Annotated in this window: 12 protein-coding genes and 2 tRNA genes; 7 read left to right on the top strand and 7 right to left on the bottom strand. The window is 68.0% G+C overall.

The annotated features are described in order from the left end of the window. From ACK5IN_RS00935 to msrA, 4 genes are all read right to left on the bottom strand, one after another. A partial coding sequence (locus ACK5IN_RS00935; protein ID WP_416894357.1) for an ATP-binding cassette domain-containing protein occupies positions 1 to 1,093 on the bottom strand: 1,093 nt, incomplete at its 3' end. 60 nt (positions 1,094 to 1,153) lie between these two features. Next, the gene (locus ACK5IN_RS00930) at positions 1,154 to 1,639 is read right to left on the bottom strand and encodes a DUF6993 domain-containing protein (protein ID WP_416894356.1); all 486 of its coding nucleotides are present in this window, start codon (positions 1,637 to 1,639) and stop codon (positions 1,154 to 1,156) included. Positions 1,640 to 1,694: 55 nt separating this feature from the next. Beyond that, positions 1,695 to 2,228: a single-stranded DNA-binding protein gene (gene ssb / locus ACK5IN_RS00925; protein ID WP_416894355.1), complete on the bottom strand. Its 534-nt coding sequence runs from the start codon at positions 2,226 to 2,228 to the stop codon at positions 1,695 to 1,697. A gap of 174 nt (positions 2,229 to 2,402) precedes the next feature. Further along, positions 2,403 to 2,927 carry a peptide-methionine (S)-S-oxide reductase MsrA gene (gene msrA / locus ACK5IN_RS00920; protein ID WP_416894354.1) on the bottom strand — a complete coding sequence of 175 codons (525 nt, stop codon included), beginning with the start codon at positions 2,925 to 2,927 and terminating at the stop codon, positions 2,403 to 2,405. Positions 2,928 to 3,053: 126 nt separating this feature from the next. Here msrA and ACK5IN_RS00915 point away from each other — a divergent pair, with 126 nt between their 5' ends. Continuing rightward, complete coding sequence (locus ACK5IN_RS00915) at positions 3,054 to 3,326, top strand: hypothetical protein (RefSeq protein ID WP_416894353.1); 273 nt, start codon at positions 3,054 to 3,056, stop codon at positions 3,324 to 3,326. A gap of 33 nt (positions 3,327 to 3,359) precedes the next feature. Here ACK5IN_RS00915 and ACK5IN_RS00910 read toward each other — a convergent pair whose 3' ends face one another. The 3 genes from ACK5IN_RS00910 to ACK5IN_RS00900 all read right to left on the bottom strand — a co-directional run bounded on the left by ACK5IN_RS00910 (position 3,360) and on the right by ACK5IN_RS00900 (position 7,893). Further along, the gene (locus tag ACK5IN_RS00910) at positions 3,360 to 3,569 is read right to left on the bottom strand and encodes a methyltransferase (protein ID WP_416894352.1); all 210 of its coding nucleotides are present in this window, start codon (positions 3,567 to 3,569) and stop codon (positions 3,360 to 3,362) included. Between the two features lie 71 nt (positions 3,570 to 3,640). Continuing rightward, the gene (locus tag ACK5IN_RS00905) at positions 3,641 to 4,966 is read right to left on the bottom strand and encodes an MFS transporter (protein ID WP_416894351.1); all 1,326 of its coding nucleotides are present in this window, start codon (positions 4,964 to 4,966) and stop codon (positions 3,641 to 3,643) included. Then, entirely contained in the window at positions 4,963 to 7,893 is a 2,931-nt protein-coding gene (locus ACK5IN_RS00900; protein WP_416894350.1) for an alpha-mannosidase, read from the bottom strand. Before ACK5IN_RS00900 ends, ACK5IN_RS00905 begins: the two co-directional genes overlap by 4 nt. A 114-nt stretch (positions 7,894 to 8,007) precedes the next feature. Here ACK5IN_RS00900 and ACK5IN_RS00895 point away from each other — a divergent pair. The 6 genes from ACK5IN_RS00895 to ACK5IN_RS00870 all read left to right on the top strand — a co-directional run bounded on the left by ACK5IN_RS00895 (position 8,008) and on the right by ACK5IN_RS00870 (position 10,026). Continuing rightward, positions 8,008 to 8,080 (top strand) — tRNA-Arg (locus tag ACK5IN_RS00895). A 46-nt stretch (positions 8,081 to 8,126) separates the two neighbouring features. After that, positions 8,127 to 8,753, top strand: coding sequence for an oligoribonuclease (gene orn, locus ACK5IN_RS00890; RefSeq protein WP_416894349.1), 627 nt, complete (start codon positions 8,127 to 8,129; stop codon positions 8,751 to 8,753). A gap of 37 nt (positions 8,754 to 8,790) precedes the next feature. Next, positions 8,791 to 8,866 (top strand) — tRNA-His (locus tag ACK5IN_RS00885). A gap of 46 nt (positions 8,867 to 8,912) precedes the next feature. Continuing rightward, entirely contained in the window at positions 8,913 to 9,254 is a 342-nt protein-coding gene (locus tag ACK5IN_RS00880) for a metallopeptidase family protein (RefSeq protein ID WP_416894348.1), read from the top strand. Between the two features lie 14 nt (positions 9,255 to 9,268). Next, entirely contained in the window at positions 9,269 to 9,553 is a 285-nt protein-coding gene (gene clpS, locus ACK5IN_RS00875; RefSeq protein WP_416894358.1) for an ATP-dependent Clp protease adapter ClpS, read from the top strand. Beyond that, positions 9,550 to 10,026 carry a DUF2017 family protein gene (locus tag ACK5IN_RS00870; protein WP_416894347.1) on the top strand — a complete coding sequence of 159 codons (477 nt, stop codon included), beginning with the start codon at positions 9,550 to 9,552 and terminating at the stop codon, positions 10,024 to 10,026. Before clpS ends, ACK5IN_RS00870 begins: the two co-directional genes overlap by 4 nt. Position 10,027 lies beyond the last annotated feature (1 nt).

Genomic DNA, 10,027 nt, shown 5'->3' with positions numbered 1-10,027 from the left:
GCGTCGTCTTGCCGACGCCGTTGGGGCCGATGACACCGACGATGCCGTTGCGCGGCAGGGTGAACGACAGGTCGTCGATGAGCACCCGGTCGCCGAAGCCCTTCGTCAGGTCGCGGACCTCGATGACCTTGCTGCCCAGTCGCGGGCCCGGAGGGATCTGGATCTCCTCGAAGTCGAGCTTGCGGGTGCGCTCGGCCTCCGCCGCCATCTCCTCGTAGCGTGCCAGTCGGGCCTTGGACTTCGCCTGCCGCCCCTTCTGGTTGCTGCGCACCCACTCCAGCTCGGAGGCGAGGCGCTTGGCGAGCTTGGCATCCTTCTTGCCCTGCACCTGCAGGCGCTCCTGCTTCTTCTCCAGGTACGTGGAGTAGTTCCCCTCGTAGGGGTACAGGCGGCCGCGGTCGACCTCGCAGATCCACTCCGCGACATGGTCGAGGAAGTACCGGTCGTGCGTGACGGCCAACACCGCACCGGGGTACTTCGCGAGATGCTGCTCGAGCCATAGCACGCTCTCGGCATCGAGGTGGTTGGTGGGCTCGTCCAGCAGCAGCAGGTCGGGTTTCTGCAGCAGCAGCTTGCACAGAGCGACGCGGCGCTTCTCACCGCCCGACAGATGCGAGACGATCGCGTCGGAGGGTGGTGTGCGCAGCGCGTCCATCGCCTGCTCGAGCTGCGAATCGAGGTCCCACGCGTCGGCAGCGTCGATCTCCTCCTGCAGCGTGCCCATCTCGGCCAGCAACGCGTCGAAGTCCGCGTCGGGGTCGGCCATGAGCGCCGAGATCTCGTTGAAGCGGTCGAGCTTGCCCTTGATCGGCCCCACGCCCTGCTGCACATTCTCGAGGACCGTGAGGTGCTCGTCGAGTTCCGGCTCCTGCATGAGGATGCCGACGCTGTAGCCGGGGCTCAGCTTCGCCTCGCCGTTCGACGGCTGGTCGAGGCCCGCCATGATCTTCAGGATCGTGGACTTTCCCGCCCCGTTGGGGCCGACGACGCCGATCTTGGCCCCGGGAAGGAACGCCATCGTGACGTCGTCCAGGATCACCTTGTCGCCCACGGCCTTGCGTGCGCGCACCATCTGGTAGATGTATTCGGCCATTCGTGAACGTTCTCCTCTGCGTGCCGTCGTCAGCGTCCCAGCCTACCGCCGGTGCGTGCGCTACCAGTCGATCGGGCGCGTCTGGCCGATCAGGCACGATCCGTCGCTCAGCGCGGGGAGGATGACCGTGACCGGCTCGCCGGTCGACTCGCCGACCTGGCCGACGAGGCAGTCCTCGCCCCATCGCACCGAGAACTGCAGGCTCTCGGCGGTGTTGCCGATGGTCGATCGGTCGGCGGTCACCTGCATCGCCGACTTCTCGAACCCGGCCGTGACCAGGGCGTCCACATAGGCACGGCCGCTCTCGGCGTCGCCGGACGCCCACACCCGCCGGGTCACAGCGGTGAACAGCGGCAGGTTGTCGGCGGCCGTCCCTTCGGGATGCAGCTCGGGTTCGGGCGACGCGGTCGGTGACGCGGTGGGTGCGACAGTGGCTGTGCCGGATGCCGGGACGCTCGGCGTCGGGTCCTCTCCGGCCACGCAGCCGGCCAGGACGACGGCGGACACCAGGATCGCGGCGACGCGCAGGGATCGAGGAGTCGGCACGAGGAGAGTCTAGGCCACAGGCCCGGGCCCTCCCGTGCCCTCCGGGCGCACCGGGTCAGAACGGTGCCGCCGCAGCGACGAGAACGCGTGGCTGCGCCTCTTCGTCTGCGACGGCCGCCGCCTCGTCGCCACCCGGGCCGGTCGTCTCCCACTCGTCGACCACGGGGCCGGACTCGGCGCCGGGCACGGCCCACGGGCTATCCGTCGGCTCGGACTCCGACGCCGGGCGGCTCGGGCCGCCGTCGCGGTGGAAGGTGGTCGTGCCCCACAGTAGATCGTGGCCGAGCATGTCGGCGTCGATCTCGGCGGTCACGCCCTTCTTCGTCGGCGTCTCCCAGCTCCGCATCCGCAGTCGCCCACTCACCATGACCCGATCGCCCTTCCGGAACGAGCGGTGGCCGTGGTCGGCGAGCCGACGGAAGGCCGAGACGCTGTACCAGCTGGTGACCCCGTCCATCCACGTCTCCTCGGCCTTGTCGTAGCGGCGCTCGGTGCTGGCGATGCGGAAGTTCAGGATCTCCACCCCGTCGGCGGTCACCTTGAGCTCGGGAGCCGTGATGTTCCCGACGACGGTGATCGATTCACTCATGTCCTGTCCTCTCTGCAACCGGGACCCTCCCGGTTGCTCCGGCGCCCCGCGCACCCGTCAGGCGCCGGAGCACCACCAGCTTGCGCGCCGGGAGTGTGCCGGTGACGGCAGGTCAGCGAATCTGGGGAGAAGTCGTGCGCCGGGCAACACTGTGGAGGAGCAGAACGCCCGTCGTCACGCCGTGACGTACTCCGCGAACCGCGCCCGCACCTTGTTCACCTTCGGCACCGCGACGGCCAGGCAGTACCCCTGCGTCGGATTCTGCGCGAAGAAGTCCTGGTGCTCATCCTCCGCCGGATAGAACTCGGCGAGCGGTTCGATCGTGGTGACCACACCGCCGCCCCACCAGTCGTCCGCACGGTCCATGGCTGCCTCGAAGAGCGCACGCTGCGCGTCGTCCGCGAAGTACATCGCACTGCGATACTGCGTGCCGATGTCGTTGCCCTGCCGATTCAGCTGGCGTGGGTCGTGCATCGTGAAGTACGCGTCCAGGATCGTCTCGGGCGGGATCACGTCCGGGTCGAAGGTCACAGCGACGGCCTCGGCATGTCCGGTGGCCCCCGTGCACACCTGCGGGTACGTGGGATGCGGAACGGTGCCGCCCGTGTACCCCGACACGACGGACGTCACCCCGCGCAGGGATCGGTACGCGGCGTCGAGGCACCAGAAGCAGCCACCCGCGAGAACGTACGTCGGCATCTTCGTCTCCTCCGGGCCGCGCGAACGATGACGCGGCTCCGTGGTCAACGCTACGCGCTTTCGCCCTGTTCCCGGACGAGTGTCGGAGGCCGCACATATCTTCGATACAACGAAGGGAGATCACCCATGACATTCACCGCACAGACCCCGGTCCCGGGGTTCTTCGCCCCGCCGCCGCGACTCGGGTCATGCCGGGTACGCCTGCTCCGCGCGGCGACCAATCTGTGGCGCGTCATCGACGTCTCGGGTCGTGTCGTCGGCCATCTGAAGACGGTGCCGCATCCGCTGGGCTCGCGGTACCGCGCCCTGCGCTACCATGCGGCGTCCGCCCGGCTGCGCGGCATCGGCGACTTCTTCTCGGCCGACGATGCGGTCGACGCGCTGCGGGCCTCGTGGTGACGATGCCAGGTCGCCCCCGATGCCGTCGACGGGTCAGTGCTCGCGGAACTCCGGCCAGTCGGCGCCAGGCTTCAGCTGCGCGTAGAGGGCGTTCTTCGCGACATCCATCGACGGGTATGTCCCCGTCGGCTCGTCCGCGCCCGCCTTCGTCACCGTGTATCCCGCATCGTCGTGCCGGATCGAGCCGACAGCACCGGACTGCCCGTAGGCCACCCAGAGACGACGGGCCTGCGTGTCAGACATACGCGACTCCTTCCCGTGGCACCGACGCTACGCCCGGCATCGAGGGAAAGCCAGGGCTTCGCTCACCTCGCTCAGCGCCCAAGTCGGTAGAACAGGAACGGCACCGCGGAGAGCAGGCAGCTGACGGCCGGCACCAGCGTCAGCGATACGAACACCGTCTGCTGCATCTCGGGCGTGACGGTCGCGGCCGCGTCATATCCGGCGATCACGATGAACACGCCGAAGACGAGCACCGCCAACGCATTCATGATCTTCGAGACGAACGTCAGACTCGAGAACGAGATGCCGTCGTTGCGCAGCCCGGTGCGCCGTTCGACATCGTCGACCGCGTCGGCGATCATCGTGGCCTGCACGACCAAGAAGATGCCGAGCGTCAGCCCGGTGAGAAAGATGAACGCCAGCAGCACCAGGATGTCCGCGAACCCCGCGAAAAACATGGCCAGGTATAGCACCGCACCGATGACCGAGCTGGCCACGACGAGGGTGCGCGCCGACATCCCCTTCAACAGCACCGGAGTGAGGAACGAGGCGATCACCATGCCGCCGATGATCGCCGCACCGATGAGCGTGAACGCCACTTCGTCGTCGTAGGCGATCACGACGAACACCGCTCCACCGGCCTGCACGATGAAGCGGCCGAAGCCGAGCACAGACCCGAGCAGCACGAGCAGCAGCGGCGTGTTGCGCATCAGCGTGCCGAACAGCTGTCGGAACGTGAGCCGCTCCTGCGCGCCCGGTGTGTGCGTCTCGCGCGTGTTCGTGAACGCGAGGAGGAACAGCCCCATTCCGAGCACCGAGATCACACCCACGGCGAGCGTCCATCCGGTGCCGGTCGTCTCGTCCGAGCCGAGACTGAGCAGCCGGGCGAGCCACGGCATCCCAAGCGTCGCGAGTCCGAGCGCGATCGCACCGAACGCGCGCACGTCCGAGATGACCCGCGTGCGGTACGCCGCTTCGGGGAAGGCCGATCCGATGAGTCCCCAGTACGGCACGTCGCACACGGTGTAGGCGATGCCCCACAGGAAGTAGCACACCCCGAAGAAGACGAGCTGGGCGGGCTCCGCCGCATCCGGCACCGCGAACAGCAGAGTCGAGAGCACCGCGACCGGCAGCGCCGAGAACAGGATGTACGGCCGAAGCTTGCCCCATCGCGACCGGGTCATGTCGATGCTGCTGCCCATGACGGGGTCGGTGACGGCATCGAAGATCTTCGCTGCCGTGATGATCGCGGTCACCACCGCCATGCCCTGCGTGCTGATGTGCGCGTACTGCAGCAGGTAGACGAGGATGAACGTCATCACCGTGGTCAGCACGATGTTCTGCCCGAAACCGGCCACGACCAGCGAGATCCGCTGCGTGCCCCGGCTCGGGACGCGCACGGCGGCGGTGAACGTCATGCGCGCTCCAGCAGGATCGTCTTGATCTCGAACGGACCGAACGACAGCTCGGCGAGGTCGACGACGCCCTGCGGGCGCTCGATGAGATCGGTCAGCACGACACCCGCATGCGGGATGCCGGTGCGCACCGTCGTCTGTGTCGCTCGGCCGAGACTCTCGTACAGTCGCACGACGACACCCGATCCGTCCTCCGCGGGTTTGACCGTTTCGACGACGACGCCCGGATCATCGGCGCTCACTGCGCTGTCGAATATGATCCCGTCTGCGAGCAGCGGCGGATTGTTGAGGCGGTACGCCTCGCGCACGACAGCGGCCAGATCACCCGGGGCGAACGGCGTGAACGCGTACGTGAACTCGTGGCTGCCGCGGTCGGCGGTCTTGTCCGGGAAGGTCGGGGCGCGCAGCAGGTTGAGGCTGATCAGTCCGTTCTTGGCACGATGACCGTACTTCGAGTCGTTGAGCAGCGCAAAACCGCCCGTCGCATCCTCGGTTGCGATCCACTTGTGGGCGCACACCTCGAACTGCGCCTTCTCTACCGCGTCGCGCTCGGTCGTGGACCGGGCGATGTGACCGAACTGGATCTCGCACAGCGCCTCGTCGCCATAGTGTGCGGGGCGGAACTCGGCCCGCAGCATCCGGTGCTTCTCGTGCCAGTCGACGTGTGTCTCGAATCGGACCACCGCGCTGCCGGCCTCGAGCACCACCCGCTGATGGACCGTGACCTTCGCCCCGCGGTACTCGTGGTGGCGCACGACGAGCGGGCCGTCCACCGTGGTCCGCGTGGAGGTCACGTTCAGCGTGCGCGGCGTGGTCTGCATATAGTCCTGCGCGATGTCCCACGCGTCGAATGGGAACTGGTCCGGGTCCCGATACACGACCAGCCGGTTGAAGCCCCCGGCCACGTGCTCACGGCTGGCGGCGTCGATGCACGAGACGATCTCGCCGGTGGCGCCGAAGCGCACCGTGAGCAGGCCATTCGAGATCGAGTCCTCGGTGAACGAGAGCTCGCCGGCTTCGGCGAGGGGTGTCAGTCGTGCGGCGGCGTACGGACCGACATCCACTCGTCGCCAGCCGTCCTCGGTGCGCACGTGCTCCTGACGCGGGAACGACGTGAGGTTGATGGCCGTCAGAGCAGGTTCCGCCTCCTTCGGCAGCTGCCCGATCAGATGCTCCGCGATGAGGTCGAGCTCCGACTCCACCGCCGCGTACGACGCACGGGCCTCGCGGTTTACGCGCTCGATGGACGAGCCGGGGATGATGTCGTGGAACTGGTTCAGCAGCACATCACGCCACAGCGGCTCCAGTTCGTCGCGCACGTCTGCTCCAGCGAGAGCGGCGAGGGCCTCGACCTCGTGCAGCTTGCGCTCCGCGATGCGATTGTGCCGCTTGATCTGCCCCTGTGTCGTGTATGTGCCCTGATGCGCCTCCAGATACAGCTCACCGGTGTGGCGGTGCAGGAGCTCGCGCTGCTCCAGTGCGCGGAAGAAGGCGGATGCCGGCGCCTTCCGCACCTGCGGCAGCCCGCGCAGCGATCCCTCCCGGGCGAGCAGTTCGAGGTGCACCTCGCCGGGCCCACCTCCGCCGTCACCGGCGCCGTAGACGAGCATCGCCGTGTCGAGATCGCGTTCCGGGTAGCGCTCCACCCCCGCGAGAAGTCCGTCAGCCGCGGCCCGGCTGTTGTAGTCCCCCTCCGGCGGCATATGCACCAGCACCTCGGAGCCGTCGATGCCCTCCCAGCGGAAGGTGCGGTGCGGGAAGAGGTTCACCTTGTTCCAGGTGAGCTTGATCGTCTGGAACCAGTCCATCCCGCAGCCCCGCAGGATCTGCGGCAGGTTGCCGCTGTAGCCGAAGGTGTCGGGCAGCCAGCACAGACGCAGCTGCTCATCGGTCAGCCCGAACTCGTGCTGCCAGAAGCGACGGCCGACCAGCGCATGGCGCACGAGGGACTCACCACTGGGCAGGTTCGTGTCAGGCTCGACCCAGAACGATCCCTGGGCTTCGATGCGACCGGTGGCCACGGCATCCCGCACCCGCGCGAAGATCTCGGGATGCTGCTCCTTCATCCACTGCAGCTGCTGCGGCTGACTCGTGCCGTAGACGTAGTCGTCGTAGTGCTCGATCGCGTTGAGCGCCTTCGTGTAGGTGCGCACGGCCTTGCGCTGCGTCTCTCGGACCGGCCAGACCCAGGCCATGTCGAGGTGACCGTGACCCACCGCGCTGTAGACGAACGAGCTGGTCGAGGGATGCGCCAGCTCGGCGGCGAGCCGCTGCCGCGCGCCGGCGACATCATTCCTCGCGAACAGGGCATACGCCTCCCGGAGCGCCGTATGCAGCTCTGCCGAGAGCGCCGCGTCGGTGGTCGAGGCGGCAAGCACGAACAGTGTCAGGTAGTCGTAGTACAGCCCGAACGCCTCGGCGTCGCGCTCGGCCAGACGCGCACCGTGGTACACACCGCGGCCGACGCCGAAGAAAAGCAGCCCGTTGAACGCGATGTCGGCGTAGAGCTCGACCCGCCCGCCCGACAGATCGACATGCTGCACCGGGCGGAACCTGCCGCCGCTGTGCGGCAGGTCGCCCTGGATCCACACGGTGCTCACCGCGTCGAGCACGGCACCGCCGGCGTCGTAGACGAGACCCTCCCCGCGCACGCCCAGCAGCACGACGGCGTCGTCCACACCGTCGGGCACCGACCCGGTGATGCGCAGCCACGCACACGAGAACGGCCGGCCGAACTCCTGGCCCGCGCGGATCGGGGCGAACGCCCCGCGATCGAGACCGGCGAACGGGATCGGCTCGTCGGAACGAAGGATCGCGGCATCCAGCTCTGCGATCGGGCGATAGACCCGGCTGCGGATGGCGCGCAACCGCCGCCCGTGCACGGGATGCGTGTCGACCAGTCCCGGCACGGTCGCCAGCATGTCGAGCATCGGGCCTCCTCGCGGTGTGCTCGCCGCGCACCATCGCGCGCCCCCACAGCCTATGCGGCCACACGCACGCGTACACGGACGCGGACGCGGACGCGATACCCTGGTCGGACCCATCCCTCCGTAGCTCAGGGGACAGAGCGAGCGGTTTCTACCCGCCAGGTCGGGGGTTCGAATCCTCCCGGAGGGGCACGTTTCCACAGGCGGTGTCGGCCGTCGTACATAGTATGGGGGGCATGGTGGGCGCGTCCGCGAACGACCGACTGGTCTGGATCGACTGCGAGATGACCGGTCTCGACCTCGCCGTCGACGAACTCGTCGAGATCGCGATCGTGGTCACCGACTTCGAACTGCGGATCCTCGATCCCGGGTTCCAGGTCGTCATCAAGCCCGATGCGTCGGCGCTCGAGAACATGAGCGACTTCGTCACCCAGATGCACCGCTCCTCGGGGCTGCTCGACGAGATCCCGGACGGCGTCAGCCTCGCCGATGCCGAATTCCAGTCGCTCGAGTACATCCGGCGGTTCGCTCCCGTCGAGGGCAAGTCGCCGCTCGCCGGCAACACGATCGGCACCGACCGCATGTTCCTCGCGAAGTACATGCCACGCCTGGACCGTTGGCTGCACTATCGCAACGTCGACGTCTCATCGATCAAGGAGCTCTCGCGCCGCTGGTATCCGCGGGCGTTCTTCCACGCGCCCGAGAAGAACGGCGGGCACCGCGCACTGGCCGATATCCGCGAATCCATCCGCGAGCTCGCCTACTATCGACAGGCCGTGTTCGTGCCCGATCCTGGACCCACCAGTGCCGATGCCCGGGCCGCCGCCGCATCCGTCGTGTCGTCGTTCGCGACTCAGATGTGAGAGAATCGTCTGGTTGCCCGCGCAGGCGGGAGACATGGTGGGTATAGCTCAGTCGGTAGAGCACCTGGTTGTGGTCCAGGGGGTCGCGGGTTCAAGTCCCGTTACTCACCCCAAACGTGCGTCCGAGCAGTGTCGACGACAGGCCCCGGGATGATCGAGATGGATGCCGACGCCTTCGAGGCACTCGTCGTCGACGAACTCGACCGGCTTCCCGACGATATGGTCGACGGGCTCGACAACGTCGTTTTCGTCGTCGAGGACCGGCCCGAGGACGGCAGTCTCGATCTGCTGGGACTGTACGACGGGCTCGCCCTCACCGAACGTGACCGCTATGGCATGGGCGAGCTGCCCGACCGCATCATCGTGTACCGCGAACCGCATCTGTCGGTCTGCGGCGACGAGGGCGAGCTGCGAGACGAGGTGCACACGACCCTCGTGCACGAGATCGCGCACTTCTACGGCATCGACGACGACCGGCTGCACGAGATGGGCTGGGCCTGATGACGACGACCGCCATGCCCGGGCTCGACGAGCGCATCGACGCCGCCGAACTGCCGGCCGACACCCCGGTCTGGCAGACGGTCGTCTGGAACGACCCCGTGAACCTGATGAGCTACGTTGCGCACGTGTTCCGCGAGTACTTCGGGTTCTCGCCCGAGGAGGCGACCCGGCAGATGCTCACCGTGCATCACGACGGTCACGCCGTCGTCGCCGAAGGCGCGCGCGAGCAGATGGAGCTGCACGCGCAGGCGATGCACGACTACGGGCTGTGGGCGACGGTGCGGGCGGCTCCGCGATGAACGAGCCCGTGGTCATGCTGACCATCACCCGCATCGAGGCCCGGCACCTCGCCGACCTGACGCTCCAGTTCGTCGACCTGCTGCAGGCGACGAGCGTTGCCACGGACGACCCGGGCCTGGCCCGGCTGGTGCCCGATGCCTACCCCGACGACGCGCAGGCGGCGGCAGATTTCCGGCATGCCACCGAGCGCGAGCTGCTCGATCGCCGCTGCGACGACGCGCAGCGAGTGCTCACCGATCTGGCCACCGGCGGCACCGGGCCGGGCGGCGACACCGACGTCGTCGACCTCGCGCTGTCCATGGAGGGCGCGCGGGCCTGGATGCGGACCCTCGCCGCACTGCGACTGGTCATCGCCTCACGCGTGGGCATCACCGACGAAGACGCGCACGACGTGGACGATCCGCGCTTCGGGGTCTACGACTGGCTGGGCTACAGGCTGGAAGGGCTCGTTCAGTCGGTCGACGCGAACTGAG

The organism is Microbacterium sp. (genome assembly GCF_047971895.1).
In the GTDB taxonomy this organism is placed as follows: domain Bacteria; phylum Actinomycetota; class Actinomycetes; order Actinomycetales; family Microbacteriaceae; genus Microbacterium.
Note: the sequence above shows the minus strand (reverse complement) of the source record. Positions and strands in the feature narration are given on the sequence as shown.

What these genes read in the sequence shown, in the direction of transcription:
- ACK5IN_RS00870 (WP_416894347.1), top strand. Translation starts at nt 9,550, where the DNA reads ATGAACGAGCCCGTGGTCATGCTGACCATCACCCGCATCGAGGCCCGG.
- ACK5IN_RS00915 (WP_416894353.1), top strand. Translation starts at nt 3,054, where the DNA reads ATGACATTCACCGCACAGACCCCGGTCCCGGGGTTCTTCGCCCCGCCG.
- ACK5IN_RS00880 (WP_416894348.1), top strand. Translation starts at nt 8,913, where the DNA reads ATGGATGCCGACGCCTTCGAGGCACTCGTCGTCGACGAACTCGACCGG.
- ACK5IN_RS00905 (WP_416894351.1), bottom strand. Translation starts at nt 4,966, where the DNA reads ATGACGTTCACCGCCGCCGTGCGCGTCCCGAGCCGGGGCACGCAGCGG.
- ACK5IN_RS00910 (WP_416894352.1), bottom strand. Translation starts at nt 3,569, where the DNA reads ATGTCTGACACGCAGGCCCGTCGTCTCTGGGTGGCCTACGGGCAGTCC.
- msrA (WP_416894354.1), bottom strand. Translation starts at nt 2,927, where the DNA reads ATGCCGACGTACGTTCTCGCGGGTGGCTGCTTCTGGTGCCTCGACGCC.
- ACK5IN_RS00900 (WP_416894350.1), bottom strand. Translation starts at nt 7,893, where the DNA reads ATGCTCGACATGCTGGCGACCGTGCCGGGACTGGTCGACACGCATCCC.
- clpS (WP_416894358.1), top strand. Translation starts at nt 9,269, where the DNA reads ATGCCCGGGCTCGACGAGCGCATCGACGCCGCCGAACTGCCGGCCGAC.
- orn (WP_416894349.1), top strand. Translation starts at nt 8,127, where the DNA reads ATGGTGGGCGCGTCCGCGAACGACCGACTGGTCTGGATCGACTGCGAG.
- ssb (WP_416894355.1), bottom strand. Translation starts at nt 2,228, where the DNA reads ATGAGTGAATCGATCACCGTCGTCGGGAACATCACGGCTCCCGAGCTC.